This is a genomic window from Paenibacillus sp. Cedars (genome assembly GCF_003184205.1).
GTDB lineage: Bacteria > Bacillota > Bacilli > Paenibacillales > Paenibacillaceae > Paenibacillus_AQ > Paenibacillus_AQ glucanolyticus.
Map to the genome: position 1 here is coordinate 3,070,151 of NZ_CP020866.1, position 18,339 is coordinate 3,088,489.

General features: G+C 47.9%; 14 protein-coding genes and 1 pseudogene. 3 read left to right on the forward strand and 12 right to left on the reverse strand.

What is annotated here, in order from left to right:
- Positions 1-130 precede the first annotated feature (130 nt).
- From B9D94_RS15700 to B9D94_RS15720, 5 genes and pseudogenes are all read right to left on the reverse strand, one after another.
- A pseudogene (locus tag B9D94_RS15700) lies at positions 131-1,100 on the reverse strand (ABC transporter substrate-binding protein).
- A 43-nt stretch (positions 1,101-1,143) separates the two neighbouring features.
- Complete coding sequence (locus B9D94_RS15705) at positions 1,144-2,166, reverse strand: FecCD family ABC transporter permease (protein WP_148247452.1); 1,023 nt, start codon at positions 2,164-2,166, stop codon at positions 1,144-1,146.
- A 2-nt stretch (positions 2,167-2,168) separates the two neighbouring features.
- On the reverse strand, positions 2,169-3,173 hold the full coding sequence (locus B9D94_RS15710) for a FecCD family ABC transporter permease (RefSeq protein WP_036642706.1): 1,005 nt from the start codon (positions 3,171-3,173) through the stop codon (positions 2,169-2,171).
- A gap of 369 nt (positions 3,174-3,542) precedes the next feature.
- The gene (locus tag B9D94_RS15715; RefSeq protein ID WP_063479403.1) at positions 3,543-4,013 is read right to left on the reverse strand and encodes a GNAT family N-acetyltransferase; all 471 of its coding nucleotides are present in this window, start codon (positions 4,011-4,013) and stop codon (positions 3,543-3,545) included.
- Positions 4,014-4,192: 179 nt separating this feature from the next.
- A complete protein-coding gene (locus tag B9D94_RS15720) occupies positions 4,193-4,606 on the reverse strand; it encodes a YugN-like family protein (protein WP_006210025.1) in 414 nt (137 codons plus the stop codon).
- Between the two features lie 128 nt (positions 4,607-4,734).
- Between B9D94_RS15720 and B9D94_RS15725 the strand changes: the two genes are divergently transcribed.
- The 3 genes from B9D94_RS15725 (at position 4,735) to B9D94_RS15735 (ending at position 8,867) form a co-directional block, all read left to right on the forward strand.
- Positions 4,735-5,322: a TetR/AcrR family transcriptional regulator gene (locus B9D94_RS15725; protein WP_268745148.1), complete on the forward strand. Its 588-nt coding sequence runs from the start codon at positions 4,735-4,737 to the stop codon at positions 5,320-5,322.
- 38 nt (positions 5,323-5,360) lie between these two features.
- Positions 5,361-6,722 (forward strand): MATE family efflux transporter, encoded by a 1,362-nt coding sequence (locus B9D94_RS15730; protein ID WP_148247453.1) that lies wholly within the window; start codon positions 5,361-5,363, stop codon positions 6,720-6,722.
- Between the two features lie 369 nt (positions 6,723-7,091).
- On the forward strand, positions 7,092-8,867 hold the full coding sequence (locus B9D94_RS15735) for a hypothetical protein (protein ID WP_036642711.1): 1,776 nt from the start codon (positions 7,092-7,094) through the stop codon (positions 8,865-8,867).
- Positions 8,868-8,944: 77 nt separating this feature from the next.
- Here B9D94_RS15735 and B9D94_RS15740 read toward each other — a convergent pair whose 3' ends face one another.
- From B9D94_RS15740 to B9D94_RS15770, 7 genes are all read right to left on the reverse strand, one after another.
- Positions 8,945-11,869 (reverse strand): hypothetical protein, encoded by a 2,925-nt coding sequence (locus B9D94_RS15740; RefSeq protein ID WP_148247454.1) that lies wholly within the window; start codon positions 11,867-11,869, stop codon positions 8,945-8,947.
- Between the two features lie 174 nt (positions 11,870-12,043).
- Positions 12,044-13,438: an ABC transporter substrate-binding protein gene (locus tag B9D94_RS15745; protein WP_164762867.1), complete on the reverse strand. Its 1,395-nt coding sequence runs from the start codon at positions 13,436-13,438 to the stop codon at positions 12,044-12,046.
- Positions 13,428-14,810 (reverse strand): ABC transporter permease, encoded by a 1,383-nt coding sequence (locus B9D94_RS15750; protein WP_148247455.1) that lies wholly within the window; start codon positions 14,808-14,810, stop codon positions 13,428-13,430. The genes B9D94_RS15745 and B9D94_RS15750 overlap by 11 nt, the downstream gene beginning before the upstream one ends.
- 5 nt (positions 14,811-14,815) lie before the next feature.
- Complete coding sequence (locus B9D94_RS15755; protein WP_253806168.1) at positions 14,816-16,015, reverse strand: efflux RND transporter periplasmic adaptor subunit; 1,200 nt, start codon at positions 16,013-16,015, stop codon at positions 14,816-14,818.
- Between the two features lie 14 nt (positions 16,016-16,029).
- Positions 16,030-16,956, reverse strand: coding sequence for a carbohydrate ABC transporter permease (locus B9D94_RS15760; protein WP_216642868.1), 927 nt, complete (start codon positions 16,954-16,956; stop codon positions 16,030-16,032).
- 38 nt (positions 16,957-16,994) lie between these two features.
- Positions 16,995-17,885, reverse strand: coding sequence for a carbohydrate ABC transporter permease (locus B9D94_RS15765; protein WP_148247456.1), 891 nt, complete (start codon positions 17,883-17,885; stop codon positions 16,995-16,997).
- Positions 17,872-18,090 carry a hypothetical protein gene (locus tag B9D94_RS15770; protein WP_076151053.1) on the reverse strand — a complete coding sequence of 73 codons (219 nt, stop codon included), beginning with the start codon at positions 18,088-18,090 and terminating at the stop codon, positions 17,872-17,874. Before B9D94_RS15770 ends, B9D94_RS15765 begins: the two co-directional genes overlap by 14 nt.
- Positions 18,091-18,339: the final 249 nt, after the last annotated feature.

Genomic DNA, 18,339 nt, shown 5'->3' on the forward strand with positions numbered 1-18,339 from the left:
TTGCCCCTCGCAACAACAAAAAGAGAGCGGGATGGCTCCCGCGCTCTGCGCTACACGTGTCATTTCTATCTACCTATAAAAGCTTATACGAATTCATTACCCCCGTAAAGTATAGGTTCCACTGGAATTATTACTTCGTAAACAATTGCTCTGCATCGTCCATGGCCATGCTCTGACCTAGTGAAGAGTAGTCCAACCATTTTTGACCGTCAAGCGTATACACATGATTGTTCTTTACGGCCTTCAGATTTTTCCAGAGCGGGTTATTTTCCAGCTCGGCATAAACCTTTTTGGCATTATCATCATTGTTTACGATAAGGAAAATCGCATCGGCATCAAAGTCGGGGAGCACTTCCTTGGATATGACAGCGTACGGCTCTGAGGCAGAAATCTTCTCAACGCCGTTGGCTGGCTTCAGCTTCAAATCCTGGAACATAATAGGTCCAACCGGCCTGCCTGCACTTTGCACCCGGATCTCCTTGGCAGATACCCGGATTGCCATCGCTGTAGCATTTTCTCCCAATTCGCTTGCTATCAATTTACTAACCTGATCCGCCTTCTCTTCGTATTCTTTAATGAAAGCTTCCGCTTCTTTATCACGCCCAACAACGGCCGCAACGCGTTTCAGATGATCCTGCCATTGTCCCCTCATCCAGATTGGTGCTAACCACCGGCGCAATTTTCTCCAGCTTCGAGCGTTCCTCACCACCGAAATGCTCATCGATAAAGATGTAATCCGGTTTCAATCCCAACACAGCCTCCATGTCGGAATCCCCGACTACGCCAAGCTTCGCACTGCCTTCAAGAAGATGCGCCACATGCGGCAGAAAGTCCCCTACTCCGCCTCCAATGGCAGATCCGGCAGGCTTAATTCCTAACGCCAGCAAATTATTCGTCATGTGTATCGACATCGAAGCGATTTTGGCATTCGGATCAACCTGCGTGACCGAATCCTTCTCCCCGGCTTTACCGCTATCCCCAGTTTCTTGCGCCGAAGATGAGCTGGCTGAGGTATTCACTGCCTCTGACGCTTGTCCGCCGCAGGCAGACAATATTCCTATACACAGTATAATAGCAAGGGTCCCGCACCATTTCTTCATCATCAATCTATACCTCCGTATGTAATGTTAGTTATAGTTGTACTTATTTTGTTGTGAACAATAAATATAGAAAATAAGGTCCCCCGACTGCGGCTACGACAACCCCTGCCGGCACCGCATTAGGCTGAAACAGGGAGCGGCCGATCGTATCAGCAGCGACCAAGATCACAAGCCCTGTCATGGCCGCTATGGGCAGAAAATGTCGGTGCTGCGGACCTACGAGCCGCTTGGCTATATGCGGCGCTGCTAAACCGATAAAGCCAATGCCTCCGGCCATCGATACGCTGGCACAGGACAAAGCCACGGCAAGCGCAAGCAGGATCAACCGGCTTCGGGTAACGGCACTTCCGAGGCTTGCTGCCGTTTCATCGCCCAATGTAAACAGATCAAGCGTCGCGGAACGATAATATATGATTGGAATTAGTACAACGATCCATGGAAATAATCCCCAGACGTTTACCCAATCTCTGCTCCAGACGCTGCCTGCCAGCCAGCGGGCAGCAAAGGCATATGTATCTTCATCTAATCGAAGAGAGAGCAGCAGCGTCATCGCACTAACACCTGCAGACACGGCGATTCCGACCAGTATCAGTCGAATGGGCAGCAGCCCCCTATAGCGGTCGTATGCAAATAAAAATATTACCAGTGCAATGACGGCTCCTCCCGCAAACGTAAACAGCGGAATCATCAGTGCGGCAGGTCCATCCAGTGAACGGAAGAATGAGATATAGGCAATCAACCCAAATGCCGCCCCGGCATTAATCCCTAGGACACCCGGATCAGCCAGCGTATTCCGCGAAACACCTTGAAATACCGCACCGGCAATGCCAAGGCCGGCTCCCGCCAGCATCGTAATGATAATTCGAGGCAGACGGTATTCGTACAGAATCATGCTCTCCTCCGCCGTGCCATAACCAATTAAAGCCTTCAGAACACTGGTAGGCGACAGCCGGATGGTCCCCGTGTTCAAGCTGATCAAGATGACGGTTAAGGCTACACCAAGCAAGACAATCGCAACACGGATTGTTCTTTTTCTTCTTAAGAGGAATATGGCCTTTTCATCCATGACTACAGATCACTCCTCTCTTTACGCGCAAGATAAAGAAAGAAAGGAACGCCGACCATGGCCACCATGGCCCCGATTGCGAATTCTCTTGGCGGATTGACCATACGTGCGGCAAAATCAGCCCATACCAGCAATATGGAGCCCAGAATGGCCGAGAGCATGATGATCTTCCTGTAATCCGCTCCCACAAGCCTGCGGGCGATATGGGGGACAATTAAGCCCACGAATCCGATCGATCCCGCGACTGACACAGAAGCTCCTGCTAGTACAACTGCAGCAGTCATTCCGAGAAAACGAACCCTGCTGGCTCGTACGCCCAAATTGGTCGCGGATTCATCCCCTAGTGACAAAAAGCTGATGGATCGCCCCATCATGCAGGCCCATATCGTTGCAATCAAAATGATAGGTACCAGCAGCTTGAGATGGGACCAGGTTACACCGGCTACACCTCCTGCATACCAGAAAGCCAGGTCCTGACTCAAAGCGAAATAAATCGCAATACCCGTGCTTAACGACTGGAGTATAGCGGCAACGACAGCTCCCGCTATCGTTAACCGAATAGAGTTCAGGCCGCCTGGCGTTAGCGAACCCAGCAGCACGATAAAAACAGTAGTCATAGCTGCCCCTGCAAATGAAATAGCCATCAAGGCCGAATAAGACAAATTCGGTAAAAATGCAAAGCATAACGCCACCATGAAGGTAGAACCCGCGTTGATGCCCAGAATGCCGGTGTCGGCCATGGGATTGCGGGTTACCCCCTGCATGATTGCTCCAGCCACGGCGAATGCCATTCCGGTTATTGCTGCGCCTAATACGCGTGGCAATCGGATCTCATGAACGATCTGATGCGCCGTCAATTCCGCATCGTAATGCATGACGGCAGACCATACCGTGCCCATGGTGAGATCTTTAGCGCCATAGGAGACAGACATGAACAGGGTAAGCCCCAAGCCCAGCAATGCAGCGAATAACAGCAAGATAAAGATGATATGTCTACTTCCACTCATAACAATAGATTTGAACCCCTTCTCTCCGTCCACATTGATCGATTCGTACCCAATATGATAATAATAATCATTATCATTGTAAACTATCTACCGAATATGTACATGATCTTTTTTAAGGATTGGAACTTGCAATCGTTCTTTGTGATGACCTGATGATTTCATATCCCTATTTCTCCAACCTTTTGAACTGAGAATCGTTATCATTTATATGTTCATTGTAGTTCCAGGCCCTTAGTAAGTCAATGAATTCCTCTATCAAAGAGATGCAGACTGTACCCCATTCATGGAACGCAAAAAAACCACTCCAAGACCATGGAGCGGTTTTCCCATAACTGCAAAGAGAAAGGCCTATAATGTACATGATGGCGGTTATGATCCCGAAGAATTATCAGGCTGCAGATTGAGTTCCAGCCATTCATCCGTATCTTGAAAACCAAACTTCTTATATACCGGCCTACCTAGTTTGGAAGCACCGAGCCATATTTTCGAAATCCCCGCTGTTCTCGCCTCATCCACTAGTATAGATAACATCCTGGTTGCAATCCCCTGTCCGCGGTAATCTTCTCTCGTATACATATTCGTAATATAAGCCTTCTTGCCACTCTTATTCGAGTATGAAGGCGGGAAGTCATAGAACATGACGGCCCCCGTAGCAATGATCTCTTCGTTATCCTCTACGATCCACTCTATCAAAGAACCATCACTCATTTTATGGTTAAAAAAAGATAGCAATTCTGCATCGATATTCTGATAAGGCTCTATCCCCTCATCAATTAACTGCTTTTTCCTTAATTCGATCAATTGATGGATTTCATCCATGCTTGCTTTCCGATAATTCAAGCTCCCACCACCTCTGTATAATAAGCAGCCTCACCTTATCACTAAATCCTTATATATACGAACGGATAATCGAACTTATCTGTACGGAGTTTATCATATTTGAAGATCGAAGTCACCGGCAACAGCTTCAAACGTACAAAAGAGACCAAGCAAGCTTGATCTCTTAGCGTAACCTTACATTAATGCAGATACCCTGTTTCTACCTCGTTCAGCACATTTCGAGCCTGCTCCACCCACATATCATCCACAGTCGCGTCAGGGTCGATCGGTGATTGGAATTGATCAAATAGGGCACCTAACAGATGAGGTGCTGCGTGCTTATCGGTGCCTTTATTGTAAATATGACGGAACACGAACGGGCGTCCGAGTTTGATGGTCGCGTGACATCCTCCGCATTCACCATCCAGACTCCCCTTGGTTACGCGAAATGGAATCCGAAGCCACACCATCCGGTCCTGATCCAGCCTCTTATCCAGATAGCCATGCTTGTAATCCCAATTGCCGGCCAATGTAAAATCATGCTTGCATAAATAGGTGTCGATATTCACAAAACGGTCTTCGATATTCTCAAGCCTCGATTCCAAATTAATCAAATCGCTTACCTCCGGTTTTAGTTCTAGGATGGACGTGAATTCCAGGCTTTATACGGAGCGCCCCTGGGTCATTCTTGCTTTTTCATCCCACACTTGTTATGATTACTGACGAACGTTCGTAAGGGAAGGTGATACGATTGAAAAGTGACGATATTAAGCAAGCAGCGCTCAAGCATTTCTCGACTCACGGTTATGAAGGAGCTTCTCTCTCAAAAATAGCTGAGGAAGTTGGACTGAAAAAACAGTCCCTGTATTCTCATTTTAAAAACAAGGATGATTTGTTTCTGCAGGTTCTGCGAGATGCGGGCGAAGTTGAACTGCAAACAAAGCTAACGTTTTTCAACAATCGGCAGGACCCGTCACCAGAAAAATCGTTGTATGCGTTTTTAGTTATGGTCAAGGAGCTGTTTCAGCTGGATGAGCGCATGAAATTCTGGCTGCGCATCTCCTTCTTTCCTCCGGAACACCTCTATCACCTGATCGGAAATGAAGTCCTCGCCATAGAGGATCAAGTGCGGAAGATGCTGGAGGCGAAGTTCGCAGAATGGATGAGCAAGGAGCAAATATTTGTGGAGAAACCCCGCATTCCCGCCAGTGCATTTATGGGCATTGTCGACGCTCTGATGATTGAATTGGTATATGATTCAAGCCCGGAGCGAATTAATGAGAAGTTAGAATCGGCTTGGACCGTCTTTTGGCGGGGCATTTCAAAATAAATCAAATTGTTATTCGCAATGAATTAGGAGAGTACATCATGTCAACCACGGAGCAACAGCAACAGAATATTCTTGATACACAGTCAACAGGGAAGGTATTCCTGCGTTATCTGATCCCCTCTTTAGTCGGGATGGTATTAATGGCCGTTAACATCGTTGTGGACGGCATCATGGTTGGAAACAAGCTTGGTGCCGCGGCTCTTGCAGGAGTCAATATTTCCGGGCCGGTATATACAATCTTCGTCGCGATGTCGATATTGATCGGGATCGGGGGAGCAACCCTTTATTCCCAGAGCATGGGCGCAAGGAACCCGGATCGGGCCCGCTTCATTTTTACCCATTCCGTTACGCTCATCTTATTGTTTACCATCGTTGTTGGTGGCATCGCGTTTTTATTCCATGGTCAGCTCGTTTATCTACTGGGAGCCAACGCGGAAACGGCTCCATTCGCATCGGACTATATGAATGTCTTTCTTACACTCGGATTTATCTTCACATTGGAAAATGCCTTGAGCATTTTCATCCGTAACGACGGGAATCCAACACTCGCCATGCTGGCCCTTATCGTTACGGCCGTCTCCAATGTTATCTTTAACTTTGTCATTCTGTACGTGCTTGAGCTTGGCATTCGCGAGATTGCTTTCGGCACCATCGCCGCAGCCTTCTTGGGGCTTTTGGTGTTAGGCACTCATTTTTTCAAAAAGAGCAGCAATTTGAAGCTCCAGAAATTCCGCTTCGATAAAAAGCTGTTTATCCTAACGCTCACTTTCGGTTTCCCGAGTTTTCTTGCGGAATTGGGTATTTCCGTCTTCACCATAGCCCACAACATTGTTTTCTCCAGACTTGCCGGAACCGAGGGTGTTGCCGCTTTCTCGATTGTTAATTATGTGCACGGAATTATGCTTCTGCTGTTCCTTGGCATGGGTTCTGCCATTCAGCCGCTTGTCAGTTATTATCATGGTGGTCAGAAGCATGATCGAAAGCGGGAAACGGTTCGAATTGCGACCTGGACTGCCATAGGTACGGGGGCAGCCTTTACGATGATCGGTCAAATAGCCACAGCCCCCATTGTGAATATCTTCGGCGATTTCTCAGCAGATATTCAAAATATGGCCACTTCAGGGATTCGTATTTTCTTCATTGCTTATCTTGTTATGGGAATAAACTTTATTATGATGACCTATTTCCAATCGATCGGCAAGGTGAAAATGGCAGCATGGATCACGGCGGGCAGAGAAATCTTTTTCCTGCTTATCTTCTTATCGATCCTTCCCGCCTTATTCGGGATTCAAGCGGCGTGGCTGGCTGTTCCGATCTCGGAATTCGTCATGCTCATCACCATCATCATCTATGTGAAACGCCAAGGGCATTACTTCGGTAAGCAGGGCACAATCTTATAAAGCAGGATTATCGTCTCCCTTTTATTACAAGCCAAATTCTATGGAATCGATCGTAACCATAATATTCAAGGCAGCATGAAATTTTTTACTGCAAATTGTGACACCAGGGCAGACCAAGACTGCAAACCGCAACTTTATTCCTGAGCAGTTAGCCTTAAAATCGTTAATATTCATATAATTTATATCATTTAGTAAGATAATTCCAAATTAGAAGTAGTTCCTTTTATACCGATCATCCGTTCGATGCGTGGAATTCAGCTTGTCCCGTAAGAACAAGGGCTCATCTTTTTTTGAAACATCAATGCTATAATAACTCCGTTTACTAAATAGAGAATGGGTGGAGTTCTCACAGAGAAACGGAGGGAAAACATGAAGGTGAAAGGTTACCAGAATCTTGCCGGCCTGTTGGTTGTCATGCTTCTGGTGGGGCTTCAAACCCCGGCATACGGAGAAAGTACTACGGTAAAAGCAACTTGGATATGGCAAACCGATCTGATCAAGGATGGCGGAGAAGAACTGCTGGATTTTTCCCGTGAAGAAGGAATAAATCTGATATACCTGCAGATCAATCGTCAGATGCCAGCAGAAACATATGAAGCGTTTATACAGCGTGCGCATGACGCGCAGATTGCGGTGCATGCCTTGGGAGGAGACCCCCGATGGGCATTGACCGAATATCGCAACGATATGCTCGGTCTTGTTACTTGGGTTAACGACTATAATAATAAAGTTTCAACCAGCGCCCGATTTGACGGAATTCATCTGGATATCGAACCCTATGTGCTTGCTGAGTGGGGAACCGCGCAGGATCAGATTATCGCGGCCTGGGAACAAAACTTAACGCTGTTCCTAAGCCAGGCTTCCGGAATGGGATTAGAGCTTGGAATCGATATCCCCTTCTGGTTTGATCATTATACTTTGCCAAACAGAGTCGGCTTTAATGAATGGCTGATCGGTGCATTTGACCATGTGACAGTGATGGCGTACCGGAATCAGGTGGAATCCGAGCACGGTATCCTCGACCTGACGCGGGATGAGCTTGAGCTTGCCGGCAGGCTTGGGAAGCAGCTTCTCATTGGGGTTAATACCAAAGAGATGCCCGGTCAGGCCCATACTACCTTTTATGGACATGGAAAAGAGAGAATGAATCAAAAGCTGGAGCATCTGTCCAGCGTGCTCGATTCCTACGAGTCCTTTGGTGGAATCGCTATTCACGATATACGGAACTGGCAGAGCATGTCGGATGGAGAGGTTATCCCCCCTGGAGGAGGAAACCCAACACCTGATCCGGATCCTGACCCGGGAGAAGGCGAACGCGTCCCGGATGCGGATCCTGTTACCCGGGATCCGGTGGTAAGAGGCACTTACATATGGGAAGCCCATGAAGTGGTGCAGAACAGCCGGGAGATTCTTGATTTTGCCAAAGAAAAGAATTTGAACTGGCTCTATGTCCGATTGGATCTGGAGCAGCCCTACAGCTCTTATTCCTCTTTTGTCAAAGAAGCGGCAGAGGCCGGCATCGAGGTTCATGCTATGGGCGGCCATCCGATATGGGCGCTTGAAGAGAACAGGCCCAGAATGCTCAGACTGGTCAATTACGTGAAGAATTATAATCGTGCCGTGGAAGGCAATGAACGTTTTCACGGCATTCATCTGGACATTGAGCCTTATGTGCTGCCAGCATGGAAGGAAGATTCGCAGCAGGTCATATCCGAATGGACCGCGAATCTGGACGCCTTTGTTACGGAATTGAAGAAGGACTCCAATCTGGAAGCCAGCATGGATATGGCCGTTTGGCTGGATAAGTATAAAGTGACGGGCCAAGACATATCCCTCAGCAAATGGATGATAAATCGTATGGATCATGTATCCCTTATGGCCTTCCGGGATTCAGCCGAAGGGTCTAACGGTATCATCGCGGTATCCAGAGAAGAAATCGCGTTTGCGGATGAACTCGGCAAGCCGCTCCTGATCTCAGTGGAGATCAAAGAGAGCCATGAGGGCGACCATATTACCTTCTATGAGGAAGGCGCAGCCTACATGGAGGCAGAACTTGCGAAGCTGCCTGAATTATTGAAGGATTCTACCTCCTATACCGGAAGCATTGTTCATGCTTATACGTATTGGAAAAATGCTAAACCCTGATTAATTAAATGGATAATAGCCCTGCTGCTCTTATTGAACAGCGGGGCTATTTTTTTATGGCATATGTTATAACTCTTTTAGAATCGTCCCTCACCCCCATCGTTATCGGCTTGATTTGCTTCCGTAATTAGTGGATACGACTGGCTTCCCAGCAGTACTCTACGGCCTTGGAACTCATCGTAGAGATTCATTCGAATCGTCCCTCCGCTCAACACCTTGTGGAAGTTATTGTTGAACGTTATGGAATATGATTTATGGTTGCCTATCGTAAGGTCGGTTCCCAGCGTTAATGATGTTTCCATGGCTTTCCCTAGCGGGTCTATCATCTCCAGGATAAGTTTATGATCGTACGATCCCACGTTATATTCGCGATTTAGAGTCAGGTCGTAAATAAAATCAAGAGCAACCTTACTTTCGCTAAGGGTCCCCTCTGCTCTCGTAATGGATAGGTTATACGGGAACAATTCCACATTCCTTAAATTTGTCGCAGGCTGAATCATTCCAGGACTAAGGGCTAATCCAATCGTATTAATAGATCCCGTTGACTCCTTGCCTGGTTCCGTCAGCTTGCCGTCGGCTACGCCTTCCCCAATATGCAAGACAAGCTGTGAAGTGTTCACATCCAGCGGAATTTCACTCCACACGGTGACCAGATTTTTTCCGCCAGGGCTTACTGAGTTGGACGATTGAGTAACTTCGGCTTCATAGTATTGATTCTCAGTTGTTTTGTAGTAAGCCACCAGCTGCGATGGCTTGGATTGACGTGTTTCTGCGCTGGTCATGGCCAATTCCGTATATATCAGATTTGAGCTGCCGTCACGGTAGACGGTCGTTAGACGTTCGCGGACTTCCGCTTTCCTGCCTATCGTATCGATTTGATATGACTCGCCTGCAGCAACATGAGCCATTTCATAATCAAGTGCGCTCGCATTCAAAGTAAGAAATTTAACAGCATCCTCTCCCGTATTTTCCTGCAGTACAATCCTTAGCTGATTGAAATGGTAAGAGTACGGGACTTTGGTCAGCACATATAGTTCCACCGTTTCATTAGGAGCAAGTACCGTTATATCGTTCGGAGCGACGATTTGGGTAGTGCCGCTGAGATCCCGCATTCCCGCGTTCACCTGGGCTTTAAGGACTGGCAGTTGCACAGACGATGATGTCGTATTTCGAATTCTGATTTTAGCTGCAATTTGATCTTCATCCGTCCATGGCAGCCGGTGATAGGAACTGAGCTTTACCCCGAACGTGCCATACTGGTTCTCGACAATGCTCTCTAATCCTAAATGGTTTTTTCCTTCCTGGGCATAAGGAATTTTATAATACGCAGTAGGAAATATAATCTTATCCGTCACAGCAGGTTCTGATAATTGCAGCTGCAGCGCATTTTGTTTCAGATGTAAGGGCACATCGGCACTTAATTCAACGATCTTCTCCTCCAGTGGCTTCAAGGTAAGGTTAGCAAGTGCCCTGCTATTTACTGGAATGCTGTACCCTTCGGAAGCATTGATGGACAACTCATAAGCGGGAATCGTTATGGATTTTTCACCGATGTTTTTCATACGGAATTGAAGACTCCATTTTGCAGAATCGTTCTCTGTATAGACCGAGGCGTTTTTCAGCTGTGTTTCGATTGAATGATGGTTGATCGTAATTTTCTTGACGCCATATTCGTTTACGGGAACATAAGATGCTGCTGCCGGGAGCTTAAAGGTTTTTACTGGAAGATTCATCTTCAAGACTTCGTCTTGACGGGTATATTGCAGCATCATATTGTCGGTTCTCAAATTGGAGGGCACCTCTGCCACGTAGTAGATGGTTTTCGTTTGTTGCGGCTGTATCTTATAAAGACCTTCCGTATCAACTTCATCCTCAGGCAAAAGTTCGAATACCGAACCTCCTGCCGTTCTCAGGTATACTTTATGACCGGGATCACCGAGCACCTTCGTCCCCCTGTTAGAGAGATTAACCCCTACCTTCATGTACACCTTCCCATTCAGTTTCAGTCTCTGTAAACTCTCTGCCCTGGTCATTACAGGCAACTGATCCATCATGATCTTAATGCCCTGGCCTTTGGCTACAGGATTGTCAGGGGCTGCCGCAGGAAGCTTGAAGGATCCGACCGGGAGATTTATATTCAAGACTGCCTCTTCCTGGGCAAATTGAAGGATCATACGATCCGTTTTCACATAGGAAGGAATCTCCGTCCAATAGTACATCATTCTCTTCTCCCGAGGCTTGATTTGGTAACGGCTGCTGGTTTCATCTGGCAAGAGCTCAAATATCGAACCTCCAGCTGATTTCAAGTATGCCTTATAACCGAGATCTTCCAGTACCTTCGTCCCCCCGTTCGTGAGACTGACCCCTACCTTCATGTATACCTTCCCATTGTATTCCATTTTCTGCAGACTTTCCGCCCTGATCAGGACAGGCAGGTTATTCATGGAAATTTTCTTGCTTTGGCCTATTGGAACGATGGATGAATATTGGTTAGGGATCGTAAAACTCCCCAATCTTTTCTGGTAATTACTGCTGCTGAAATCCCACCCGAATAGGGACACCTCCACTCCGCTTGTCTTTGTGGACTTGCCGATATTCACATAGTACGTTATGGATATGCTCCTCTTTGCAGGCACTATCTTTGGGGTTGAGTCACTCGAAACAGGTTTGCCTTGCATGGTCGATCCGCCTGTCGTGGTAACCTCCGAGAAATAATCAATGAGATCCACATTACTTCCGCTACTGTTACTGTAACGAAGTGTATATATGAGGATATTCCCACTCGGCTGTGCAAAAATGTCCATATCCATCAGTTTCACGGTGACATTGCGCTTTAAACTGACCGGGGCGAGTTCATCCAGCGTGAACAATGACGCTGCTGTAATAGACTTGGAAACGGACGAAGCTGACATGGATGCCCCGTAAACTCCATTGGCCGTGAATGGAATTAATACCGCAGCGCTAAACAGAATGGCCACATACGTCTTTCTTGGCTTGTACATAAAGATACCTCCAGTTGAAAACAATGAATGAAATCAATTTTCGATTTCCCTCTTCTTGAAACATGAAGCAGGCACGATGTGGGCTGCTTCATCATTCATCAACCTGTTCGTTTAAATAGATTGCCGTCCGGTGTTGACTTGCCCGTGACCCATTGAAGTCATTGGCCAATATGATTATTCTTCCATGTACAGTGTAATTTTGTTTTGTAGTGTTTTGGCTACGTCCTCAGCAGTTTTTTCGCCTTTAAAGAATAGTACTGTTTCTTCCATCACAAGGTCGTTGATTTTGGGTTCGATTCCGCCATAACGCGCCAACTGAGGTATAATCTCCTTCGCTTTTGCGACTTCTTCCGTTGACAGCTTATTCTCTCCCGCTGTCTCAAGCGCTCTGATTTGCGTCTCGGCGGTTTTTTTGTTGACCGGCAGACCTTGCAAATCCTGCTCTGATTGCATCTCTTCCGATAGAAGAAATTTAAGGAAGTCCCATGCCTTGTCCTTATTATTCGACTTTTCATTCATCGCAAGCAGCATGCCTACTCGAAATGAATTACCTTTGCCGCCGTCCTCTATAGGCGGCATGAACACCTGTGGGTCGGCGAACAGCATTTTCCCAAAGTTAAGCGACTCGAATCGTTGCAGCTTGGATTTAACGAAAGCTTCCTTCAAATTCAGACTCTCGCCCGCTTTGCCCGATCTGGTTCCGTATGATTCAGGTTCCTGAAGAATCCCGTTGTCGTAATAGGATTTGATTTCGTTCAGCAAACCGATGAATTCAGGGCTGTCAAAACTGGCTTTTTTCTCGTTCAGGTTCATGAACTTGTCGATATTTTCACCAACTCTTTCACTGGTGAAATATTCAGGCACAACGTATTGTACAACTGGATCTTCGCCTTGCTTGGCAAGCTCTCCCAGCTTTTCGGAAAATTGAGCCCAGGTCCATGAATTCGGATCAAGGTCCAAGTCAATAATCCGTTTTTTATTCCCAAACCATATATCCGGAACGACGTTTGGAGCAATCGCATACAAGCCATCCTTATATTTAAGCGCGTCAAAAATGTTCATGTAATAATCTTCGTCGTTAAAACCCTTTTCTTCTGTCATATAAGACTGCAAATCAACCAGCAGATTTTTATCAGCGTATTTGGTATACGCCAGCGAATCAACCATAATAAGATCGGCAGCATTGCCGTTCATCAGCTCCGTATTGACGGTAGTGACATGCTTCTCCACTGCAGCCGGATCGTATCCGACCGGACGCGAGGGCGCCATAGCCCCGCCTTGTGGTTTGGGAGTTTCGTAGGATTGTTTCAATTCAATCGTAACGCCGGGATTGGCCGCTTCATATTTCTCTTTCGCCAGCTCCAGTAATCGGTTGGACGTAACGACCGATACGGTAATGACATTGGATCCCGAGCTGCTCTCGCCTGAACCCTGCTCCGCGCTTTGAGAACCGCTGGCAGAGCCCGCTGCCGGGGTATTGGATCCCGAGCTGCAGGCCGATAAGGCAACTGCACTTGCCAGAATACATAAGACTATACCTTTTTTGCCAATCTTCCATCTAATGCTCAACATAATCATCCTTTCGATTCGGCTGCCTATAAGCTGCCATGAATAAACTAAATCCGAACAGTGAACCCCATAAGCCGGGCGAAATAAGCTGTGGCAAGCCAAGCAGCAGCAGGGCTAGACCCACCACCAAATAACATGCAGCGATGCAGTAAAACAAACGGATAAATCGATCTGAAGAGGGGAGGGCGATCATTCTCCATTCTCGAATTCCAAGCAGGAATAAGGGTAAGCCAAGCAGCAAGCCGATTGCTGCCACAACCGGGATATAGGAATTAAGCCGGTCCTCCATCAATTGATAGGGAAGCATATGTCCGAATAAAGCGGGCTGCTCCTGCCAATGCTGGAAGAGCTTTGTTTTGAAAAAGCTCAGATCAATCCATCGGCCGGGAATATACTCAGCAGGGATGAAAAAAGAAAATCGAGCAAGCAGCACTAACACGGCTGTGCTGACGCCAATTGCAAAAAATGACAGCATCTGCTTCAGCATATAAAACCTTTCCCGTTTCATTACCTCGTTGGAGTCGCCGATCTGCAGCGCCAGCTTCATTCGGCTGTATGTGCCACCGGCGATTCTCCGCATCCACATCAGACCTAGTACAAGAGTGAGAATACCCGTCAGCGCCGGAAGCAAGCGCGGAAGCTGCTGAATCAGCCTTAAGCTTTTTTCGCCGATACGAATTTTGTAAGTTTCAACGGACAGGTTGTTATCCATCAACGCTTTATGGACTTCCGCCTCCCCGTTCAGCAGCGCATCCCCGGACGCTTCAAGCAAAATGGTTCCTACCCGAGATTCCGGGCTTAAATCGGCAAATACGGTTGACGGCAGCAGCGCCTCCGGCCTGACACCCTTGGTGATCCATTCCATCAGGTTATTTTCGGAACGGTAAATGCCAATGATTCGAAACTTCTTGTCTCGGATAAAAAGCTCTTTGCCCAAAACATCCGCAGAGCCGAACAGGTAGTCGGCCAGGCTGTCGCTAATGACAACGACCTGATCCCTGCGTTCAATAGACGCTTTTGAAATCATGCTGCCCCTATCCAGCAAGATGGACGTAAAGTCGCTATAATCCCCGCCGATTCCGGCAGTGTTAACCTCTTTCTGGCGGTTATCCGCCTTCAAAGGGAAACTTCCTTTTATGGAGTAAGCCGCTTTTCCATTCCAGGACTCGATCAGCTTATTCACCTCTTGGTCGGTGTAGCCGGCAATCCCGATTTGACCCGGAACAGAGCTTGCCTGCACCTGCAGATTAATCCGCTCGGAGCCGATCGTCCCGCCCGACTGCTGCCATGCCATGACGGCGGCTTCGGAGAACACGCTGCTGAAACACATCAGAAACATGCCGATGGCCACCAGAAAAGTAGCTAAACGCATTATCCTCACTCCGTTCCGTCTCCGTTGGATACCAGCACCCTCTTGCCTTCCTCAATCGGCTTATTGCTGGAAGTGACTACCCTATCGGACGGACCGATCCCGTCCTTGACCACGGTGTATTCCGCATCAGACTCCTCAACGGTCAGCTTGACCTTGCGAATGAAATACTCCTTGCCGAGAGAGCCCTCTCTTTCGGAAACGAGGTAGACAAATTTCCCATCTTCATTGCTCTCCCGAATTGCGCTGTTTGGAACGAGTGTTTTACCATCCTCCTCTGAACCTGCTTCTTTTGTCCATTCGAAATCCCCGGCCTCACCCCCTTCAAGTCGCTTGTCCTTAATAACAGCCACCATTTCCTTCTGATCCGCGGTCTGCTGCAGGCCTCCGCCTGGAGTGTTGTTCTGCGGGCCTTCCGGCTGGTCGAGCTTTTTTGTTTGAATGGACTGGATTTTGACCTCGAATTCGGCATCGTCCAGACTTGGAATCGTAATTTTAACGAGATCTCCAGCCTTCAAGCGTTTCGCCTGTTCATTGGTTACATCGGCTTTGAACTCGAAGCTTGTCGTTGCTACTTGGAGATTAACAACAGCAGTCCCGGGAGAGACAAGCGCGCCAACTGTGGCGAGAACCTCGGAGACAACGCCTTCCTGCGAGGAGGTCAGCACCGCGTAGTTGCTGATTTCCTCTCTCAGGTGGTCGACTTTGCGCTTCTGGGCGTCCAGATCGAGCTTGGCGCTCTCGATATCGCGGGCAAATCCGGCTGCCAGCTTGTCATCCGCAGCCTGCTTCGCTTCCTTATAGCTGGTCTGCAGCTTTTCTAGAGTGATCTGCTGTTTCTCGTAGTTCAGATGCTCCGTCTCGATCTGCTCTTCCGTATCCGACGTATCGAATCGGACAATCACCTGGCCCTTTTTGACCTTGTCTCCGACCTCCACCTCCACTTTCTTCACCGGCCAAGCGCCATTCTCGGATATCACCTTGACCTCTTCCGCCGCCTCAACCGAGCCGGAGCCGTTTACGGTGAAGATGAGGCTGCCGAAGGTCGGGCTAGCAGCTGAAACCCGGGGTAGAGAGTATTCAAGGATCGTATTGGAAAATAACGTAAGCACGAGCATCATTAAAATAAATGCGACCATGATTCCACCCGTTTTTCTTTTTTTTGATTTGCCGGAGGATCTCTCTTCGGTTAAAACTGCAGCTTCCATATCGATTCTCCTTTCTATCCTTTAACGCCTGAAAGCTGTACACCCTCGACAAGCTCCTTCTCCGCATGAAGCATAAGCAAAATCGCAGGCAGCATGTAGATGACTGATGCCGCGAACGCGAGGCCTATATCGTCCTCGCTGATATAAGCGAGATATACGGACAAGGGCTGTTTAATGGCATCTTTCAGAAAAATAAGCGGCTGTTCGACCATGTTCCAGTTGTCGATGAAGGCCAGAACCGCAAGCGCGGCTATTCCGGATCGGCACATGGGCAGCACAATCGTAAGCAGAATTCTCAAATGCCCGGCTCCGTCCATGCGGGCTGCTTCAATGTAGCTGTAGGGAACAACCTGCATGAACTGCCGCATGAGAAACACCCCGAATGCGTTGAACATGCCCGGCAGAATAATCGACCATTCCGAATTGAGCAAACCAAGTGAATTCGCCATAATATAGTTCGGCACAAGCGTAACCTGGAACGGCATCAGCATGACGACAATATAAGCGAAAAACAGCGGCTCCCTAAGGCGGAAGCGGAGCTGGGAGAAGGCGTATGCGGCTAGCACCGATAGGATGACCTGCCCGGCCACAATCGGCGCCGTCAGCCTCATGGAATTCCAGAACAGCATCAAAAACTGCGGCTGAGCTAACAGAATGTCGTAGTAGGCGTTCAACGTCGCTTTTGACGGGATCAGCTTAAGCTGGACGTACTTGTTCTCTTCCCCGATTGACTGCTGATTGTTTTGCTCCTCTTCATCGGAACTCTTGATAATCGGCTTCAGCTCGCTTTTTATTTCACTAGGCGTTTTGAAGGAATGGATCGTTGTCATCACGATTGGGAAAACAAAGACGACGACAAGCAGCGCCAGGAATGCAGTTAACACTCCTTTATATAATTTGCTGCCAAATTTCCCGCGCAGCATAATTTCGCCTGACTTCATTCGGCTCCACTCTCCTTCCAAGGCATCGAGTCGCCCTTTTATAACCACCGATTGAATCGGCGTTCTACGGTAAACAAAACAAGAACCATCAAAACAATTACGCTTGCCATCAGAAACGCCGCAGAAGTCATTTTCTGATAATCTAGCTGCTGGAACATGTTGTTCATAAAATGCTGGAGCATGTACAGGCTTTGATGCGGATAAGGCCCTGCAAGCATATACGTTTCTCGGAATACCTTAAACGAGTTTATGATGGACATAACGAACACGAAGAAGGTCGTCGGGGTAAGATAAACGATGGTGATCGAGCGCCATTGGCGCCATCGCCCCGCTCCATCGATGCGGGCCGCTTCATAAAGATGCTCCGGTATGTTCTGCAGGCCCGCCAAAAACAGCAGCATGTTGTAACCGACATTTTTCCAAATATAGATCAAGATGACGATGAACATTGCCGACTCGCTGTCCATCCAATCAACCGGCTCCATCCCCCAAGCCTCCAGCCAGCCGTTCAGCGTCCCGTTCCGTTCGAAAAAAATTTGCCAGATCAGCACAACGGAAGCGACCGGAATGACGAGCGGCGAGATGAACGACAAGCGGAACCAGCGCTGCCCGTACACCTTGCCGTTCAGCAAGCCTGCCAACAGAAGGGAGAGTATCATATTGATCGGTACGCATAATGCGGTGAATAAAAACGAATTCCATAACGCTCGTTTGAACGAATTGTTGCTGAGCAGATCGATATAATTGCGGATACCGACGAGCTTACCGTCGATCGGCGTATCCACTAGCGAGTAATAAAAGCCGATTCCAAAGGGCAGGAAAAAAAACAAGGTCACTCCCGCTACGCTCGGAATCAAAAACAAAGCGGCATATGATCCGTCGGAACGGAAGACTCGAAGGAGACGACGACCGAAATTAATCCCATCCATCGGATGATTCCTCCTCCGGCAGCGTGATCCTAGATGCAACCCCATCTTGTTGCCCTGAATGGTCCAAATCAGCACATCGAACGTCGCTCTTCATCCATAACGGAGTCGTTGTTGCCATGTTGTTGTATGAAACGAGCGGATCAGACCGCTGAACCCTGCCGATTATAGTAATTTCCGTCAGCGATTTTCGAATCCAGTTGGGCATAGGGTAAACTTCCTTTCAAATTCCAAAATATTGTGAGTTTCTGCCCTTGCTCATCTATCGCTATTACGAATAGATTGAGCAAGATATGAAGCATAGGCCTGGGCTCCATCCCGTTACAGATGAACGCTGTTCTTTGCGGACCATAAGTTAAAAATTGACCAGATATCTCCACTAAATGCAGTCGATCCCCCGGTACCTGTCAATGCAAGAAATATAGGCAGGCAGCAACGATCCCTATGGCTGGTTGCA

Coding starts and splice junctions, on each gene's coding strand:
- B9D94_RS15705 (WP_148247452.1), bottom strand. CDS start 2,166: ATGGATGAAAAGGCCATATTCCTCTTAAGAAGAAAAAGAACAATCCGT.
- B9D94_RS15710 (WP_036642706.1), bottom strand. CDS start 3,173: ATGAGTGGAAGTAGACATATCATCTTTATCTTGCTGTTATTCGCTGCA.
- B9D94_RS15730 (WP_148247453.1), top strand. CDS start 5,361: ATGTCAACCACGGAGCAACAGCAACAGAATATTCTTGATACACAGTCA.
- B9D94_RS15735 (WP_036642711.1), top strand. CDS start 7,092: ATGAAGGTGAAAGGTTACCAGAATCTTGCCGGCCTGTTGGTTGTCATG.
- B9D94_RS15740 (WP_148247454.1), bottom strand. CDS start 11,869: ATGTACAAGCCAAGAAAGACGTATGTGGCCATTCTGTTTAGCGCTGCG.
- B9D94_RS15750 (WP_148247455.1), bottom strand. CDS start 14,810: ATGCGTTTAGCTACTTTTCTGGTGGCCATCGGCATGTTTCTGATGTGT.
- B9D94_RS15755 (WP_253806168.1), bottom strand. CDS start 16,015: ATGGAAGCTGCAGTTTTAACCGAAGAGAGATCCTCCGGCAAATCAAAA.
- B9D94_RS15760 (WP_216642868.1), bottom strand. CDS start 16,956: ATGAAGTCAGGCGAAATTATGCTGCGCGGGAAATTTGGCAGCAAATTA.
- B9D94_RS15765 (WP_148247456.1), bottom strand. CDS start 17,885: ATGGATGGGATTAATTTCGGTCGTCGTCTCCTTCGAGTCTTCCGTTCC.
- B9D94_RS15770 (WP_076151053.1), bottom strand. CDS start 18,090: ATGCCCAACTGGATTCGAAAATCGCTGACGGAAATTACTATAATCGGC.